Source organism: Pseudoalteromonas rubra, from assembly GCF_005887095.1.
Classification (GTDB): domain Bacteria; phylum Pseudomonadota; class Gammaproteobacteria; order Enterobacterales; family Alteromonadaceae; genus Pseudoalteromonas; species Pseudoalteromonas rubra_E.
Map to the genome: position 1 here is coordinate 28,690 of NZ_PNCI01000027.1, position 17,944 is coordinate 46,633.

22 protein-coding genes are annotated in these 17,944 nt (G+C 47.1%); 10 read left to right on the plus strand and 12 right to left on the minus strand.

Translation table 11 applies throughout. The features are described 5' to 3' along the window. Positions 1-101: 101 nt before the first annotated feature. Positions 102-554 carry a sodium:calcium antiporter gene (locus CWB99_RS12135; protein ID WP_138550529.1) on the minus strand — a complete coding sequence of 151 codons (453 nt, stop codon included), beginning with the start codon at positions 552-554 and terminating at the stop codon, positions 102-104. A gap of 81 nt (positions 555-635) precedes the next feature. Next, positions 636-1,622, minus strand: a complete 987-nt coding sequence (locus CWB99_RS12140; protein WP_138550530.1) for a zinc-dependent alcohol dehydrogenase family protein — start codon at positions 1,620-1,622, stop codon at positions 636-638. A 98-nt stretch (positions 1,623-1,720) separates the two neighbouring features. On the opposite strand from CWB99_RS12140, the gene CWB99_RS12145 reads away from it, so the two are divergent. The 3 genes from CWB99_RS12145 (at position 1,721) to CWB99_RS12155 (ending at position 3,546) form a co-directional block, all read left to right on the plus strand. Next, positions 1,721-2,614 carry a LysR family transcriptional regulator gene (locus tag CWB99_RS12145; protein ID WP_138550531.1) on the plus strand — a complete coding sequence of 298 codons (894 nt, stop codon included), beginning with the start codon at positions 1,721-1,723 and terminating at the stop codon, positions 2,612-2,614. 63 nt (positions 2,615-2,677) lie between these two features. Further along, positions 2,678-3,196, plus strand: a complete 519-nt coding sequence (locus CWB99_RS12150; RefSeq protein WP_138550532.1) for an RNA polymerase sigma factor — start codon at positions 2,678-2,680, stop codon at positions 3,194-3,196. Further along, entirely contained in the window at positions 3,193-3,546 is a 354-nt protein-coding gene (locus tag CWB99_RS12155) for a DUF6768 family protein (RefSeq protein WP_138550533.1), read from the plus strand. Before CWB99_RS12150 ends, CWB99_RS12155 begins: the two co-directional genes overlap by 4 nt. A gap of 16 nt (positions 3,547-3,562) precedes the next feature. On the opposite strand, the gene CWB99_RS12160 is transcribed toward CWB99_RS12155, so the two are convergent. The 6 genes from CWB99_RS12160 to CWB99_RS12185 form a co-directional block, all read right to left on the minus strand. Next, the gene (locus CWB99_RS12160; RefSeq protein WP_138550534.1) at positions 3,563-3,931 is read right to left on the minus strand and encodes a hypothetical protein; all 369 of its coding nucleotides are present in this window, start codon (positions 3,929-3,931) and stop codon (positions 3,563-3,565) included. 29 nt (positions 3,932-3,960) lie between these two features. Next, complete coding sequence (locus CWB99_RS12165) at positions 3,961-4,611, minus strand: flavin reductase family protein (protein ID WP_138550535.1); 651 nt, start codon at positions 4,609-4,611, stop codon at positions 3,961-3,963. Positions 4,612-4,674: 63 nt separating this feature from the next. Next, complete coding sequence (locus CWB99_RS12170) at positions 4,675-6,237, minus strand: cryptochrome/photolyase family protein (RefSeq protein ID WP_138550536.1); 1,563 nt, start codon at positions 6,235-6,237, stop codon at positions 4,675-4,677. Next, entirely contained in the window at positions 6,230-6,382 is a 153-nt protein-coding gene (locus tag CWB99_RS12175; protein ID WP_125717458.1) for a DUF2256 domain-containing protein, read from the minus strand. The genes CWB99_RS12170 and CWB99_RS12175 overlap by 8 nt, the downstream gene beginning before the upstream one ends. 15 nt (positions 6,383-6,397) lie before the next feature. After that, positions 6,398-7,849: a cryptochrome/deoxyribodipyrimidine photo-lyase family protein gene (locus tag CWB99_RS12180; protein WP_138550537.1), complete on the minus strand. Its 1,452-nt coding sequence runs from the start codon at positions 7,847-7,849 to the stop codon at positions 6,398-6,400. Then, the gene (locus CWB99_RS12185) at positions 7,846-9,210 is read right to left on the minus strand and encodes a DASH family cryptochrome (RefSeq protein ID WP_138550538.1); all 1,365 of its coding nucleotides are present in this window, start codon (positions 9,208-9,210) and stop codon (positions 7,846-7,848) included. Before CWB99_RS12185 ends, CWB99_RS12180 begins: the two co-directional genes overlap by 4 nt. Before the next feature lie 154 nt (positions 9,211-9,364). On the opposite strand from CWB99_RS12185, the gene CWB99_RS12190 reads away from it, so the two are divergent. Continuing rightward, entirely contained in the window at positions 9,365-10,204 is an 840-nt protein-coding gene (locus CWB99_RS12190; protein ID WP_138550539.1) for an alpha/beta fold hydrolase, read from the plus strand. A gap of 80 nt (positions 10,205-10,284) precedes the next feature. On the opposite strand, the gene CWB99_RS12195 is transcribed toward CWB99_RS12190, so the two are convergent. After that, positions 10,285-10,725 carry a hypothetical protein gene (locus tag CWB99_RS12195; RefSeq protein ID WP_138550540.1) on the minus strand — a complete coding sequence of 147 codons (441 nt, stop codon included), beginning with the start codon at positions 10,723-10,725 and terminating at the stop codon, positions 10,285-10,287. Between the two features lie 117 nt (positions 10,726-10,842). On the opposite strand from CWB99_RS12195, the gene CWB99_RS12200 reads away from it, so the two are divergent. From CWB99_RS12200 to CWB99_RS12215, 6 genes are all read left to right on the plus strand, one after another. Next, complete coding sequence (locus tag CWB99_RS12200) at positions 10,843-12,057, plus strand: endonuclease/exonuclease/phosphatase family protein (protein ID WP_138550541.1); 1,215 nt, start codon at positions 10,843-10,845, stop codon at positions 12,055-12,057. An 856-nt stretch (positions 12,058-12,913) separates the two neighbouring features. After that, positions 12,914-13,171: a hypothetical protein gene (locus CWB99_RS12205; protein ID WP_138550542.1), complete on the plus strand. Its 258-nt coding sequence runs from the start codon at positions 12,914-12,916 to the stop codon at positions 13,169-13,171. Positions 13,172-13,357: 186 nt separating this feature from the next. Next, positions 13,358-13,489: a hypothetical protein gene (locus CWB99_RS24805; protein WP_283235353.1), complete on the plus strand. Its 132-nt coding sequence runs from the start codon at positions 13,358-13,360 to the stop codon at positions 13,487-13,489. Between the two features lie 13 nt (positions 13,490-13,502). Then, positions 13,503-13,637, plus strand: coding sequence for a hypothetical protein (locus tag CWB99_RS24810; RefSeq protein WP_283235354.1), 135 nt, complete (start codon positions 13,503-13,505; stop codon positions 13,635-13,637). A gap of 425 nt (positions 13,638-14,062) precedes the next feature. Then, the gene (locus CWB99_RS12210) at positions 14,063-14,833 is read left to right on the plus strand and encodes a hypothetical protein (RefSeq protein ID WP_138550543.1); all 771 of its coding nucleotides are present in this window, start codon (positions 14,063-14,065) and stop codon (positions 14,831-14,833) included. Positions 14,834-14,837: 4 nt separating this feature from the next. Next, positions 14,838-15,515: a hypothetical protein gene (locus tag CWB99_RS12215; RefSeq protein WP_138550544.1), complete on the plus strand. Its 678-nt coding sequence runs from the start codon at positions 14,838-14,840 to the stop codon at positions 15,513-15,515. 123 nt (positions 15,516-15,638) lie between these two features. On the opposite strand, the gene CWB99_RS12220 is transcribed toward CWB99_RS12215, so the two are convergent. From CWB99_RS12220 to CWB99_RS12230, 3 genes are all read right to left on the minus strand, one after another. Further along, a complete protein-coding gene (locus tag CWB99_RS12220) occupies positions 15,639-16,487 on the minus strand; it encodes a S1 family peptidase (RefSeq protein WP_249331865.1) in 849 nt (282 codons plus the stop codon). Between the two features lie 149 nt (positions 16,488-16,636). Beyond that, positions 16,637-17,242 carry a DsbA family protein gene (locus tag CWB99_RS12225; protein WP_138550546.1) on the minus strand — a complete coding sequence of 202 codons (606 nt, stop codon included), beginning with the start codon at positions 17,240-17,242 and terminating at the stop codon, positions 16,637-16,639. Between the two features lie 52 nt (positions 17,243-17,294). Then, a complete protein-coding gene (locus CWB99_RS12230; RefSeq protein WP_138550547.1) occupies positions 17,295-17,798 on the minus strand; it encodes a hypothetical protein in 504 nt (167 codons plus the stop codon). Between the last annotated feature and the right edge of the window lie 146 nt (positions 17,799-17,944).

A 17,944-nucleotide genomic window follows, 5' to 3' on the forward strand; every position in this document is an offset into this window, starting at 1 on the left:
GCTTTAATTTTTCCACAGTGACAGAGTCAAAAGCTATGCCATATCGGTCTGTCTAATGGCGTATCCATTGGCAGATAGAAGCAGGCTCCACCTCATATTGACTAGCTGCCAAAGACTTTAAAACTGAGGATAAGATAAGCTATGTAGGCGCTAAGCAACACGCCGCCTTCCAGTCGACTTAGGCGACGCCCGGTGAACAGAAAAAACAACAAAATAAATGCACTGGCAAGTAGCACCCACAGATCAAACTGCAATACGCGAGGGTGAGCAGGGAGTGGTTGTAGTAAAGCAGAAACACCGAGGATCCCAAGGATATTAAAGATATTGCTGCCCAGCACATTGCCAATGGCTACATCGGGCTGAGCCTGAGCGGCAGCGTCCATCGAGACCACCAGCTCCGGCGCTGAAGTGCCAAACCCGACAATCATCAGGCCACTGAGCAAAGGAGAAACGCGCAATCGCCGCGCCGCTGCCACTGCACCGCGGATCAGCGCCTCACCACCGAGTGTCAGCATGGCAATACCCGCTAAAATGAGTCCCAAATCCAGCATCATAAGTTGTTAGTCCTTGTCAATTAAGCACTTATACTTTAGACGCTGTTTCCTTTCTTTTACAAAAGATACTAACAAATAGCGCTAAACATCAATCACCACTTTGCCCATCGCCTGACCACTTTGCAGACGTGCATGTGCTTGCCCTGCCTGAGCCAACTCAAAACGCTGTTCATCCAGTACAGGCTTTAGCTCACCAGCTTCGACTATATTTGTTAACTCGTTCAGAATGTGATGATGTGCTTCACGTTTGTGGTTATGTAGCATGGGGATCAGCATAAAGACCACATGCAACGACAACCCTTTAAAGTGCGCTTGCGACAGATCAAGGTCCACCATAGCCACCGTTGAGGCAACATGACCATTGAGTGCGGCCGCCTCAAACGAGTTTGCCATATTAGCACCTCCCACTGAGTCAAAGATCAGATCAAACCCCTTATCATCGGTGTGCTTAGCAACATAGTCGGCAACCGACTCGGTTTTATAGTTGATTGGTTCGGCGCCCAGATGCTGAATTAAATCCAGCTGAGCTTCACCGCCGCCAGTAGAATAAACACGGGCGCCAAAATGTTTGGCTAACTGCAAAGCCACATGACCGACCCCACCAGAGCCGCCATGCACTAGCACCTGTTGGCCTGCGCTAATGCCGCCACGCTGTAACCCTTCATAGGCTGTGATCCCAACCAGGGGTAACGCCGCTGCTTCGCGCATACTCAGATTGCGCGGTTTACGTGCAATCAGTTTTGCATCCGCCAGCATATATTCCGCCAGCGCACCTTGTAAGTCAGCCAGTCCACCGGCACAGCCGTAAACTTCATCGCCTACCGCAAAGCCGCTTACACCTTCGCCTACCTCAACCACTATACCCGCAAAGTCCATACCCAAAATAGCAGGCAATGCAGGTGACAAAGGCAGTGCCTCACCCATAGTACGGATCATGGTATCCACGGTATTAACACTGCTGGCTGCCACCTGCACCAGCACATGACCGGCGCTCACGTTCGGTTTGGCAACCTCTGTTTCACTGAACTCAGCGTCATCGCCATATTGATTTAAAACCATTGCTTTCATAATTGTGCTCTCCTGTGTTGATGAACAAAACTATACTTGCCTTTTATAAGATTGATAATAGACTAAATTTTATAATCACTTTATTCATTCTATTGATAATGAACATTGATCACCTGAAACTATTTGTACGCACCGCCTCTACGCACAATATTAGCCAGGCAGGTAGCGATCTGGGGCTGTCAGCCGCTGTTGCGAGCAGCCATATTAATAAGCTTGAAACCGAGTTAGGCGTAAGACTGCTGCACCGCACCACCCGCAAGGTCGCTTTGACCGAAGAAGGGTTGGCGTTTTTACCCCATGCTGAGGATGTCTTGAATGGCGTTGAAGCCGCCCGCGCCGCCATCGGCGCAGGCACCACCAAACCCAGTGGCACACTAAGGCTGACCATGCCCGCCTCGTTTGGCCGCATGCACGTTCTGCCGGCTTTGCCCGGTTTTTTTGCGCTTTATCCGGACATTAAGCTCGACCTGAAACTCTCCGACACCATTGCGGATCTGGTTGAAGGCGGGTTTGATCTGGCCATCCGAAATAGCGCCCTGAAAGACTCCACTCTCGTGGCCAAGAGGTTAGCAACAGACACTCGCTTGCTCACTGCGGCTCCCGATTATCTGGCTCTTGAAGGAGAGCCACAAAGCCCTGAAGATTTGCGGGATCATGCCTGTATTACGCTCTCTGGGCTGGAACACTGGTCTTTTCAAACCCCTGACGGCATCCAGACCATTAAAGTTCAGGGTCAGCTGCGCGCAGACAACGGCGATGCTATCAGAGAAGCCTGCCAGCTTGGCCTTGGGATCACCATTAACTCGCGCTGGAGTGCCTATCAGGCATTACACTCTGAAGAGTTAGTTGAGGTGTTGCCCGACTACCCTCTGAAGTCTGATACCGCCATCTGGCTGGTTTATCCCAGCTCCCGGTTACTCGCGCCTAAAGTACGGGTTTTTATCGATTATCTGACTAGCTATTTCGGTGACATACCTTACTGGGAAAAATAATGTGATGTTCGTGAACCTTTTTATGTGCTGCGCCGTCTTGTAGAAAAAGCCACAAGGAATAGCATGAAACCATCAAAGGCCGCATTACTGGTATTGTCCGCCCAGCAGGGCAACCGGCGTGCTTTCGAAACCTTATGCGAAGCGTTTTATCAGCCAAGCTGGCGATTTGCAATGAAACTCAGTGGCCAGCGCGCCTGTGCAGATGATATCTGCCAGGACGTCTGGACCAGTGTGGCAAAAAAGCTGGGGCAGCTCAAAGAGCCCAGTGCTTTTCGCGCCTGGGTGTTCAGGGCCATCTATCGACGCTTTATCAGTCAAAAGCAAAATGAAAGTCGGTTCGAAGACAGCCAACCAGAGCAAGCTTACGAGACACCGGATCTGGATACCTCGCTGAGCATTCTGGCACTGATACATCAGCTTGGCGATGACGAGCGCCACTGTGTGTATTTATTTTATTTAGAGCAGATGTCGCTCAGAGACATCGCCAATATTCTGGATGTCCCCCAGGGCACCGTTAAATCGAGATTAAACCGCGCACGAGCCCAATTGCATGCCATGGTTAACGAGGAGCAAGCATCATGAATTTAGACAAAGAGATTAGTAAAGCATTACAACAAGAGCAAGCCGAGATGGCCCCGATCCTCGCTGAGGAAAAAGGCCTGTTCACTATGCTGGGCAATGTATATCAGGGCAATACCCGCTTTTGGGTGATTTTGGTGTCTATCAACGCCCTGTTGATCACCCTAGGTTTTGTATACAGCGGTTATCGTTTTTATATTGCCACGGCGGTGATGGATCAGGTCTTCTGGGCGGTGTGGTTTATCGCCGGGTTACTGGTGCAAATTGCCACCAAACTGTGGATCTTTATGGAAATGAATCGCCAGAGTGTCCTTCGGGAGATCAATGCTCTGGCGATGCGATTAAACAAATAAGCGCAGGGCTCCGCTTTTAGCCAGATGCTGACGGCGGAGCTTGTTCACAGATCACTTTTCCGAACACGCTGGCATCTACCTCAAGGCATTGCAAGTCATTCTGGACTAACTTCACAGCGTCGCTGCAGCGTTTCTCCCGCACCACCGGATGACCTTTAGGCTCAACGCGATAGGCGGTACCCGCACACAACTCTTTTGCCGCGCTCAGCCACAATGTAAGCAACTCAGTCGCCGGCGCGTCTGGATCAGATATGGATACCAAATACACTCCGTTTACCCGCGAGTCTGTTACCTCTATTTTTGGCGCTGCCAGAACCGTGCTACAGGCTAATAACAGCGTTGCTGCAATGGTTGAATGCCATATCTTATAAAAAGCGGTTGTCACCTTACTTTTAATGCTCCTTTTTGTGATAGCTATTCGCCGTCCAGACTCAGCGCTCTGGGCGGCTGCTCAGGCTTAGCATAACTCAAACGGCCCAGCCTTTGGGTTTTATGATAACTGTCGAGTCCGGATATAGCGACCGTATTGAGAGACTCAATATCGATATAACCATCGGCTTTAATGCTCTGCTGCGGCAGCTGGATGTCCATTACCTCACCAATCACCATAATGGTGCCATTAATCTCCAGCTTTTGCACTTCGCGCAACGCCAGCGCAAACTTAAGCTGGCTTTGTGCCACATAAGGCGCAGCAATGCCCGCTACTTGCTGAACCTCCAGCCCGACCTGCGCAAATTCAGAAACGCCGGGCGCATAACGCGCTGAAGTCTGGTGCGCTTGTTGCCAGATTTCCGCATTCACATGATTCAGTGTATAAAAACCTGTGGCTTTGAGATTACTCAGGGTATCTCTTGGCACAGTATCCGGGCGAATAATCATGCCTATCAGCGGCGGATTGGCACCGATATGAAACACCGAGCTGACAATGGCCAGGTTTGGGTTGCCCTGTGTATCTTGTGTGCCGACCAGGTTGGCACTTTTAAACCCGGACAAGCTATTTACGAGCCGTGCCCTTTCCCGCTCTTGCATATTTGCCAGATCTTCCCGACTAAGCTGTTTGATCATCTATATACCTTCCTCATTTATCATTGTTTCTAATGCACTGATACGCCTCCCGGGACGCCAGTATTAAAGCCGTTCAATATTATCGAGTATCTGCCTGGCGCGCTCGAGTACGGCTTGTTTGTCTTCGTCTGACTTTTTCAGCCAGTTGCTGTATACCATTTTGGTGCGCGGGTTACTGGCAAACTGCGCATGGTGCTGCTGCATAAAGTGCCAGTACAAGGCATTGAGCGGACAGGCAGAATCAGTCACGGTTTCTATCACCTTGTAGGCGCAATCCCCGCAATAGTCGCTCATTTTTTTAATGTAGTTCCCACTGGCCGCATAGGCCTTAGAACCAACAATGCCGCCATCGGCAAACTGACTCATGCCCCGGGTGTTTGGCATTTCAACCCATTCGATGGCGTCGATATAAATACCCAGATACCAGTCATCCACTTCATCCGGGTCAATGCCAGCCACCAGACAGAAGTTACCTGTGACCATCAGGCGCTGGATATGATGCGCATAGGCATAGGTCAGCGATTGGGTGATGGCATGGCTGAGACAGCGCATTTTGGTCTCACCGTTCCAGAACCAGGATGGCAGGCTGCGCTTGGCCTGCAAATGGTTGAGCTGTGCATACTGAGGCATATTGGCCCAATAAATCCCCCGCACAAACTCACGCCAGCCAATGATCTGACGGACAAAACCTTCGATCTGAGCCAGGCTGATGGTCCCCTGAGACTGCTCGAATGCCGCAATGGCCGCATCGACCACCATTTTTGGACTGAGTATTTTGGCATTGATCGCAAAAGATAAACGAGAGTGGTATAAACTCCAGCCCCGATCCTCACCCAGCTCTATGAGCTTGCCCGTCATGGCATCCTGAAATCGACCGAAAGATGGCAAACAATGTTGGCAAAAAAACGTCAGTAAGTCTTTTGCCTGAACCCGATTGACGGGCCACAATAACTGCTTATCTGCCTGCCCTATGGTTTTGATCTGGTGGCGTTCCAGTCGCGATAAAATGTCAGTAACATCGTTAGCAAACACCAGAGGCTCGGGGATATCGGCAAGATCCGCCGCTTTGAGTTTGTTGCGGTTATCGCTGTCGAAGTTCCACTGCCCTCCTTGCGGCTCACCATCAACCATTAACACGTTAAATTCACTGCGCATTTTGCGATAAAAGTGCTCCAGACGATGACGCTTGTCGCGCTTAAAGTAACGGCTTAGCTGTTCATCGGCGAGGTAAAAATGCTCAGTGTCATACACACTTGATGTAACTGAAAGCGACTCACGAAACTGTGCCAGTTGCGTGCGCAGCCGATATTCGTCAGGGAGCTGATAGGCAAAATGACCGATGTTGTACTCGCTAAACAGATGCGTCAGTAGTTCAGGTAGAGAGGCAAAATCCTGAGTATCATCCAGTGTCAGGTGAAGTACCCGGTGCCCGGCCGACTCAAGCGCGTGCGCAAAGGCTTGCATTGCAGCAAAAAACGCGCACACCTTTTGAATATGATGGCGTGTGTAACTGGCTTCCTGATGCAGCTCGGCCACCACGTACAATACATCGTCGGATTTTTCTTTGTACCAGGTGTGACCAGCATTGAGCTGATCGCCCAGGATTAATCTCAATTGCTTACTCATGAGGTTCTCTTTGTGTTGACTTGTTGCCTGCACAGCGCTTGGAGCAATACTTAACATTAGGCCAGTCCCGTTGCCATTTCTTGCGCCAGGAAAAAGGGCGCAGGCAGACCGGACAGGTTTTTTGCGGTAACTGTGATTTCTTCATTCTCTTGTCCAGCTTTTAACTCGGCCGTACGTGTCGTTTTAAGATCCGCTGCGCCTCTTTTTTTACCTGAGGTTTCTTGCGCCACTGCCACAGCAATTCCTGGGCTGCTTTATAGCTTAGCTTTAAATCAACAATCGGCTCGGGGTAGTCTTTGCCTAGTTCAATGCCATACATCAGCTGCTCCATTGGGGAAAGTGCCCAGGGCTGATGGACCAGCGGCGGAGGAATATCTTTGAGTGCAGGTAGCCAGGTTTTCACAAATTCGCCATCGGGGTCTTTTTCTTCCCCCTGCTTTACCGGGCTGTAAATTCGAATGGTGTTGATCCCCGTCACGCCGGCCTGCATTTGAAACTGGCTGTAATGAATGCCAGGCTCAAAATCCAGAAATAGTCGCGCGAGATGATCTACCCCGGAGCGCCAGTCAAGCTCCAGATGATGGCATAAAAAGCTGACCAGCATGGCACGCATGCGAAAGTTAATATAACCGGTTGCGAGCAGGCACTTCATGCAGGCATCCACCATGGGGATCCCGGTGTTGCCCGTCTTCCAGGCGTGCAACCTGCGCTGCGCCTCATAGCCTGTGCAGCGCGGTAGCTGCTCATAGCCACGGTTAATGTGCCTGAACTGCATCTCGCATTCACTTTCAAACTTCTGAATAAAGTGACAGTGCCAGTGCAGCCTGGAGGAAAAGGCCACCAGAGTGCGGCGCCAGCCAACCATTTGCCAGTGGGCCAGCACACTCTGGTACACCTGACGCAAACTGATATTGCCCCATGCCAGATAAGCAGACATACGCGAGCAGGCCTGCTGACTCAGCAAGGGGCTTGAGAGGCTGTATGAATACCCTTTTCCCCGCCCCTGATAAAATGCTTCCAGAACACGATGCGCCTCAGACTCTCCGCCAGGCTGAAAAGTACCAGGAGGGACACTAAACCTCTGCTGGATTTCGTCAAGTCTTCCTTCGCTCGCTTGCAACTTAAACCAAATTATTTGAGACAAGTCAGGCGTCGCGCATATGGAACGCATGGTTTTCTGCCATTGCTTGTCCCAATTCTGTCGTTGTCTCAGCCCGCGTTGCACTGCACCACTGCGGGACTCTGACCAGTGTATCCCCTGTGTTGTACACCATGCTGACACCGCCTTATCTCGCTCGAACGTGTTGGCCAGTCCAATCTCCTGATGAGAATACAACCCCGATATCTGCCACGTGTTGTGGATGTGCTCCAGCGTATCCAGCGCAGGTTTGTCTGAAACCCATAGCGCGCCGTCCGGAATACGTTGCCTGATATCCTGTAAAGACTGTAAAACAAACTGCCAATGGCGGGGAGAATAATGCGGGTCATCCAGCAACATAGGCTCAAAACAGTACAGCAGAAGTACAGGTGCGCCACTGGTTATCGCCTGACACAAAGGTTCGTGGTCAGACAATCTGAGATCGCGTTTAAGCCAGACAACCGCAACACTCATGCACCGACCTCTGCTGGCATCGGCCAGTCCGCAGCATCTGCACTGTCTAGTGCCGTGACGCCTTGCTCACCACGCCACTTTTGTACAAACAAACCATGCTCGTCATACAGGTGTGCCTGCTTTTCAATGTTAAAGTGACGACCACCCCGAGGGTCAACACCAACGCCCGCGATGTACTGCCAGTTCCCCCAGTTTGAAGCGACATCATGATCGAGCAGTTGTTGCTGAAAATAAGCTGCGCCGTAGCGCCAGTCCAGCCCCAGTTCGTGCACAAAATAACTGGCGACAATTTGTCTGCCCCGGTTTGACATGTATCCCGTTTCGTTGAGCTGGTTCATTAGTGCGTTAACCAAAGCAGAGGGAGTACAACCTTCACACCAGCGTTGAAAACGCTCACTCATAAAAGTAGTTAAGGGCTTTGACTGAGCCAACCCCTGAAAACGGTAGAGCTTTGCTCCAAGCTTGAGGCTAAGCCATTGAAAGTATTCACGCCACAACAGCTCAAACTTGATCCAGTAGGTCGACTCATTGGCCTCCACTTGCTTCTCAAACGCTTCGGTTGCCCACCAAACCTGGCGGGGTGACAAGTTGCCCAGCGCCAGGTAAGGACTCATTTTTGTTGAGTTCAGCCAGCCATCCAGTTCATTGCGGGTCTGTTTATATCTACTTGCTACACCGCTGTCAAAATAGTCTTTAAGATGTGCCTGAGCGGCTTCTTCACCGGCTGGAAAATCCAGTGGTACTCTGGTTTCTGACAGGTTTGATTGGAGCTGTGCTTGCCACTGCTCCAACTGTATGCAAGCCAGGGTGTCATCCTCAATGACCAGTGGTGCCGGTAAGTTGCTGGGGTCAAAACGGCAGGACGTCACCACTGACAAAGGCGCCTTTTCAACCCGCTTACGAAACTGAGTAAAACTGCCTAAATCGCTGTTTAATGTCTGGATTTGAGCTTGGTCAAACAAAGTATGTTGCCAGAAGCTGTGTACAGGGACAGATCCCAGTGCCCGACGCGTCTGCTGCACTATAGTACGCTCATACAAGCCAATCGGTTCCGCACAGATCACCTGATTTATCTGGCACTTTGATACCGTTTCCGGTAACAAGAGGTTAGGCTCACCTTCAAGCACTAAGAGCTTGTGCCCGCAGGCTTTTAATTGGCTGTCTAACGTAATAAGGGAGTCAGCGATGAACGCTGCCTGTCTGTCGCCGAGTAATTTACAGTGATGATTGGTCTGGGTGCGATACCTTGGGTTAATCACATACACAAACATCAACGCATCACTATTTTGAGCAGCAAAATCCAGTGCAAGATTATCGTCCAGCCTCAGATCTTGTGTAAACCAGTAAAGTGTTTTTTTCACGCGCAGCCCTGTTAGATTTGGTTATGTTCCACCTTTTACGAACCCGGAAAAGAAAAAGTTCAGCGACAAAGTTTCAGTTTTTATTGAAAGTTCAATAAAAACCGCGTTAAGCTAGCTGTGGTGAATCAAATAATAAACAACAGGAACTTGCACTATGAATAAACTCGCCACAGTCGTGCTGCTGGGCACCGCGTTTGCAGGCCAGGCAGGCCAACCACAGGATGCCCACAATTATCAATATACTGAGATCGGGGGAAAGACGCTGGCCTATGCCTGTCAGGGACAAGGTAAAGTCACGGCATTACTGGTCTCCGGGATGGGGCTTGATGCCCACACCACCTATAAAAACACGTTACACAATGCCAACCCTGAGGGTTACCGGTTGTGTTTTTATGACCGGGCTGGTTATGGCAAAAGCCAGTACGAAAACCCTAAGGTCAGAACTATGGTTGAACTGCGCGACGAACTGGCTGAGCTGGTTGAACACTTGAAAGTCGAATCTCTGGTGCTGGTGCCACATTCTTTTGGCGGTTTTGTCGCCCGTGCCTATGCCAGTAAATATCCGGAAAAAGTAAAAGGAATGGTGCTGATAGACACAGCCCATGAATCCTGGTTCGACGCCATGAGAGCAAACATGTCAAAACCCGGTTGGGACACGATGGAGATGATCATCAACTGGGAGCGTGAGCATAACTCGTTCGAGGACTTTGCCGAGGCATCCAGCCATTCTGCGCTTTATAAAATTAAAGATGATCTGCCTGTCACTGTTTTATCGCGCGGCATCCCCCATGTAACCATAAGACAAACCAAAATGAGTTATGCTGATATCGATGTCTACACACAAACCTGGAACGACTCACAAAAGAAGCTGGCTAAGCTGAACAAAAATACCGAAGCGGTAACGATGAAATACGCCTCGCACTTATTTGATGAAAGCGATCCCTGGATTGCAATCAAACACATAGAGGCGATGGTGACTAAAGCCAAGCTTTGAGAGCAAGGCTAATCTGGTCAGGACACCTTTGCCCGGGTGTCCTGAGCGAATTGCAAAATGCAGGTCGCGGCTGACAGAGCTTAATGCATGGTATGTTTTATGACCGCCCGATAACCAAACAAATAACACAGCCCGACAAGTAACCAGACAATGCCAGCTATTAGTACAGGCTCACTGATTTTTTCCGGATAACGAAAAAACAATTGAATGGGCAACACCCCCCGTACAATACAGACAGCAGATATACTATAAATACCCAGCCGCAAAAAAGGCAATCGTCGAATAAACCGAGCGGCAGATAGCGCATAGCAACCCAGTAAGATAAAAATAGCAGATACAGCCACTGTCAGTAGTGGTGCCATCAGCGTGCCTGCGCGAGCAGACTCCACCACAAATGGCGGTGCCATCTGTGCCGCATAGCACTGCGGACCAAAGTAAATACATGACATATGCGCAATGGCAACTAAGAAAACGGCAAGGGTTGCGAGCAGTAATAAAACAATGCCATATCGTCGACTCATACCGGTAAGCTCCTTATTTAACCTAGACTTAGAATCAAACTCACAACGAAATGTTAACACATTTCTTTGCAGAAAAACGGTATAGTGAAATGAGTATTCATCTGTATCAGGCTAACAATGAAACCGATTTTCTTACCTTTAGTACTGGCTGCCACCGTTCTAAATACAGGCTGTCAGAGCACTTCAACCACACTCTCCTCAGACTCACAGCCAACAAGTCAGCAGACTCTGAGAGTGGCCACTTTTAATGTCAGTATGGAGGCGACTAATTATGATATGTCGAATCAACAGTCACTCTCTGGTAATGCGTTAACCTTTGCGTTAAAAAGTGGCGAGTATGAGCAGATAAATAATATCGCACAGATCATTCAACGCACCCGGCCCGACATTATTCTGCTAAATGAGTTCGACTATATAGAAGACCCAGAGCAAGGCATTAACCTGTTCAAGCGAGACTACCTTGAAGTATCGCAAAATGGCTTTGACCCCATCGACTATCCTTATGTGTATCTGGCACCTGTTAATACCGGCGTAAAAACCCCTTTTTCCGGTGATGATACCCGCCTGACACATTATGGGTTTGGCAAGTATCCTGGCCAGTATGCCATGGTCTTGTTGTCCAGATACCCGATTAAACAAGATCAGATAAGAACGTTTCAGCACTTCCTTTGGAAAGATATGCCAAACAATCTGATGCCAACTCAGGCGGATGGCAGCAGCTGGTATTCTGCACAGGAGGTATCCGCCATGCGCTTATCCTCGAAGTCGCACTGGGATATTCCTGTACAGATATGCAACAAACAGCTCAACGTCTTGGCCAGCCACCCTACACCACCGGTGTTTGATGGTCCGGAAGACAGAAACGGCAAGCGTAATCATGATGAGCTAAGATTGTGGAAAGACTACATTAGCGCTTCAGGTAACGACTACATTTATGACGACAAAAGACAAGCTGGTGGATTTGCAGATGAGTCATTTGTGATCCTGGGCGATTTGAATGCCAGCTCTGTTGATGGTGATGCCTACCCGGGTGCCATTGATCAGTTGCTAACCCACCCGCGCGTTAACGCCTATCCTGCACCAACTTCACAAGGTGGGCAACTCAATAAGCCGGACAATCCACATTCAGCTACCCATACCGCGCACTGGGGAATGCGAGCAGATTACGTGCTGCCCTCTGCTGATCTTGCCGTCAGCGGCAGTGGTGTGTTCTGGCCAGCGAGTGACGAGGTGGGCGCAGAGCTGGTGGCAGACAGAGCCTCATCATCAGATCATCGTCTGGTGTGGGTAGATATTGTATTGCCTGCACTGGAGTGTGAAAGCCACCTATAAAGGACAAGACATCCTTTATTGATACTTTTTGGCATCGCGTGCTTTTATGCGAACCAACTCATTTTAAAGTTGTGATGCCAGATTCTGTGCAGGTCTTATCGCTTTATTGATCTTTGTCTTGCGCGCCATGACACCGCTCATAATTCACGCTCAAATTGAACATCTGATCCGGGCGATTAGACGGATCTTTGTCAAAAAAGTTGATTTCAATAACCTGTCCCTGCTCCAACATTTCAATGAAAAGCACGATCTTTCGGACTTCCAATAAAAACCTCTAAGATAAAACCGAAAAAAAGTATCCCTAACAGCAAATACATACCATATTTTCTGTAGTCATCATATTGTGAGCTCTCTTCGTTTAGGGGTGAATTCATCTAACTTCCCTCAATTACAGTAATTCATGATCCGATAAAACCTTATACCTTTAAAAAAACATCACCTCAATCATTTAAAAACGGTGATTACGATGTAAATTTTGAATGCGTCATCAAGTTCATTGTACCATATAAAATGAAGAGTTCATTGTCAGGCAGTGAACTTACCAGACTATATCACTTAGGTGGCATCTATTTAATTTCAGACAATAGCCCCTCCCCTTCTCCCTGATTTTAATTTAACCACCTCCACATATTATGCATTGCACTAGCGATTTAAAATCCATCAGGCAAATTTGAAATACACTTTAGAGTGAAACAAAGAGTAAATAGACGTGAAGAGCAGCTAAAACTCACCAAGTAATTCTCACTCGTCATAAGATGACCATTACTGTAAAAGGTTATCATCAGAAACCTTTCACAATACATTTTTTAAGCATTATTTACGCAAGTAATATTACTGAACAACCTAGTTATTACCCGTGTATAACAAAAAAAGCCAAACCGTTGTTTTTAATGGTTATTTTACAAATCCCGTGTATTTTGCATTTGCCAAACTTTTCATCCATTCTGAGTGGCGTCGACTAGGTGAGGCGCTCAAAAAACGTAACGTCAGCTTAGTTCATGAACTTGACATAAAAGGTATAAACAACATGAAAACACTTACAAATGATTGTGTACGCACTATCTCTGGTGGTGAGCTTCCGCCTGATATTGTACCTACATTCCCTGAAGACTAAAAATAACAAGAACATATAACGAAGCGTTTAAAAAGCCTCGTTTTATGTAAATAACTGGAGTAATACCATGAGTAAAACCTTTACACCACAAGTTATTGATGCATTAGAAGTAAAGTATGCTGTTAACGGCGGCATTTTTGAGCCACCAATTTTCATCGGCCAGCCCTAATAAAGGAAACAATTACAATGAGCAAATCAAAATCATTCAGCCCAGTAACAATTGATGAATTACAACTTAAAGAAGCCGTAACCGGTGCAGGCATTGACCGCCCAGTATTTATTGGCTACCAAGATCCAATTGATGTTATTAAGTTTTAATTAAGGAAAAACAATGAAAAAAGCGAAGCAATTTACACCTAAAACAATCGAAGAACTACAACTAAAAAACGTTACCGGTGGCGGTATCGGGATTGACCGTCCAATTTTCATCGGCTACCACGAGCCAATCGAAAACATTAAGTTTTAACTGAGGATATAACAATGAAAAATTCAAAAACGTTTGCACCAAAAACAATCGAAGCGCTAAACCTTAAAGAGATCTCTGGCGGATATGGTATTGAATTACCGCCTGAATTCATCGGTATCCATTAATTAGCGAAATGTAGCTGGCATCGTCGGTCCAAGTTTCTTCGGCTACCACGAGCAAATCCACACTAACAAATTTTAATTGAGGATATGAGAATGAACAATCCAAAAACATTTACACCAAAAACGATTGAAGCACTTAACCTGAAAGAAATCGCAGGCGGCTATGGTACTTCACTTCCACCTGAGTTTATCGGTATCAGGTAAGTAGATAGCGCGATAGATAGGTCGAAGTAGCAGTGGTATCGCTACTTCACCTCTTTTCACGAAACAATTTCGTATTATGGCAGTATAAAAGGACGGCATATGATGACTGATAACTTTATAAGTATGTTATCGACAAGCAGCTCAGTTGAAGGTCTCGAAAACGCATTCTTTGACTATGTGGAAAAGCAGCAATTCAAAACACAAATTGAGCGCATGGTTGCGTGCAAAGATAGCACTTCTTTGGGTAAAATCGGCCGCAGGGGTATTACACTATATGAAGATGATACCTGGCTAATGCTGATTACTTTGGATGCTTTTGCAACTCACAGTGGTGTAGCAAACACGTTTGCATCCGAGTCTTTATACTGTGTTATTTCTGATCATCATTACGCAGTGGGCGTCTATCCGGAGCTCAATGGTGTACTTGCACTACCCGATGAAAATAACCTTACTAAAACTAAGAATCTGACAATACTGGCAAAAGATTACGCTTATGTATTTCATGGACAACAAGAAAAAGTCGTCGTTGCCCTGCACAATAAATCAGTCACGCGAGACGTATGCCCGCAATATGAAATTGCAACGGGCAATAAAATCGCGAGTTACTCTGGTACTCAAAATCTGGAAAGATATAAGGTCCTTATCGGATTTTTACCTCAATTTGGTGTAACAGGCGCCCCGTACCTGAGTGCACTCACCAAACACAGAATAAATGCCATTCGTTGGCAAGCACTGGTGGAACTGTTCAAGGTGGATCATCAGCTGGCAAAAAGTACTTTAATTGAGTTCTTAGAAGACCCCTGCCAAATCATCAGAGCGCAAGCCAAAGCTACCCTGGCTCAGTTAACAGAATTTGAAGAGGCGTGTTAGTCATATGGAATTTTACTCACCAAAAACCGTTGCCCCTAACTCCATTGCAGGATTGATGGCGTTTATTAAAAACAATGTAAAAGAAGGTCAAAGACTGTGTGACACGCCAGGCCTGGTAGACCAGTTAATGGGACTGAGAGCAAATATTCCCGATGTATTAGATCATATTATGCAATCACTTCAGCACCCCGAAGCCAATTCATATGGTAAGAACTCATTTGTACTATATAAAGATGATACCTTGATGCTACGTGCCGTTGTGTGGGAACCAAGAACAGACAGTGACTACACTAAAGATGATGAAAACCTGTTCGCATATGGCTTATGTCACGACCACAATTTCGAGTTATTGACGCTGGGATTAAGTGGCAGTGGTTATACAACACACATGTATGAGTATCAACATAAAGGCAGCACCTATGAAGAAGGCGAAGAGATTGATATTCATTTCAATGGCGACTTTGTATTAGAGGAAGGATGTGTGCTCTATATGGACAAGTCTCAGGACTTACATTCACAAAGCCCGCCCAAAGAGCTGTCTATGTCACTAAACATCATTGTGGATAGCGGTAAAAAAGAACAGCCGGTTTTTGTTGATACACAATCGAAGCGTGTTATCTCGTTTGGCAATGTAATTGATGGCGATCGTTATATGCAGCAACTCCAGCAAGCCCTCAGCTGATAAAACTGGATTGACCTTCTCTGAACCCTGCTCCATGCGACTATGTTCAGCGAAGGTCATTTGATACTGAGTTCCGTATAAAAAACTGAGACAATTAAAAAATAGCTTACTTTTTTGGCTAACTCACTTTTCAAGGGACAGTGAGCTGCACAAAGCATCCATCCTTTTCTCTTCCATGTTTTCGTGCAAAAAGGGATCCACGCTGGCTAATTGACGCCTTTCAGCATCGCTTTGCGCGCCGATCACTTGCTCAATCCAGCTCTGATAAGACGAAACTCGGGTATATAGCTCAGTAACGCCATATTCACCGACATCGTAAAACCAGGAATCTGTTCGTGAACTCACACCGAGTAATACTAAGCGTCCATCTTGTTTGATATAGGCAGGTCCGCCGCTGTCACCATTACCAGAGACCCCTTCCAACGCTTCTCCTTTGCTCCCTTCTTCAAATTTAAAGACAATATCAGCGTCTGTTACTTTGACGATCTTATTTTGCGCTTTTCTTAACTTCCCTTTATTGTCCTTATAATTGACTGTTTCTCCCTGATCACCGGTACCGAAACCACCAGCTCCAATAAACCACACCACTTGACCTTGTTCGTCCTGCATATTGTAAACCTCAGCCGGTTTCACACTCGTCACTGGCTGAGACAGCCTGAGCAAAGCAATGTCGTGTTGCTTGCCTAATCGATATTCGGGGTAACTGAAACGCTGTGATATTTTAACCAGCTCATTTCCCACTTTTATAGATTGCCCCGCGTTCATACAAAACACGGTATGGGCTGCTGTCAGTACCCAGTCGGGCGCTATCAAAGTGCCATGAACACCTATGTTATAAAGGGTTGCCAATGGCGGGAAGTCAGAAAGCGAAGCGTCATAATACTGCTGGGGTACATCGTGTCGAATAACGATGGCGTTGGCTAACGAGCTAAACAAACCGATTGTAAAGAGGATAGAACTGCTAATTTTCACTGTATTAATCCTTATTTCTAACAGTTGTCAGATATGCAGAGACTTGCGGATTAATCTAGCAAATAGCAGCTTATATGTTGTTTATTGGCCGTTTCATTTTGTAAGGATCGATTACAACTCATTCAGTTGGCAGTTGGCCAATGCGCTGCTCACAGTTGGCCAAAGCGCTGCTCAAGTTCTGTTGCGCTGCAAAACCCTAGTGTCAGAGGGTAAGCTTCACCCTGTTCGTTAACATAAAACAACGCAGGAAAGCCAGAAACCCTTAAACGACGTGCTAAATCCAGATGCTGGTTGAGTTGGGCTTGGGTCTGAGCACAGCCCAGTACTTCCTGAAATTTTGGCTTATCGAGCCCAATGGAGCCTGCGCACGCTATCAGTGTATCATCCAAAGAAGGGTTTTGTGCGAGCTGATAGTAGGCTCGCTGAATGGCTTTTGCCATGTCCATCGAACTGTTTTCCCGTATACATTGTGCAGCAATCACTGCTCGACAAGCCTGATAAGTTGCACGTATTGGGGTATTGAACCGCCAAAAATCATGGTTAAATGACACCTTGGTTTTACTTTCAATCTGATGCCAGTACGATGAGATGGTTTCTCTCAATGCCTGCGCCATAGGCTGGTCAGTATCTGGTGCCAGCCCACCCATAATCCAATTTACCTGCGCTTGTGGGTATTTAGCCAGAAACAGTTCTAACTCAGGTTGGAACCCGTAACACCAGCCACACATGGGATCCATTACGTAGATAAATCGCATCGCTTTTTCACCATCCTTGATTAAAAAATTGCTTTAAAAAGCACCGCCACTGTTACTTAGCTTTTTCTGGTAACACATAGGGCTTATTGATGAACTGATACAGCTCAGCAACGGTTTCTTTGGTAAATACGAAAGAACCCTTCAAAAAATTATTGAGATACAACCGCTCTTCACCCTGCAAAACAAGTACATTCCCCGCAGAACCAAGATCGACCGTCAGTGTAAACTCCTTCTCTTCTTCAGGTTTTAAGTAATTTGAAAGTAGCTCTTTGAAAGTATCCAGGTTGGCAGGCTCAATGACCCAGTGTGGTGTGATCTGGTAGTTACCTACTATGTAGCTAGACGATTTCAGGCTAAGAGCAAATTTGCCCCCTTTTCTATCATATTTTCCTACTGCTACATTAGATAGCCTGACTTCACTGTCTTGCGACGTTTTATCTGATGGCTCTTCAATGATGATATTACTGATAGATGTACGGTTATCGGGGTGAAGTGTTGTCTGGCATGCAGTGACAGCACCAAGCATAAGCAACACGGCGAGTATCTTAAATTTCATAATACAACCTAAATAAATACAAAAACGACTGTGAGTTAGCCAATACGTGCTAACTGAGTACTAGGATTGTAAGAGAATCGCTGGGCTGATGGTGTGACACAAGTCAGTTAAGCCTACCCTCATACAATCGCCCGGTATTCTACACC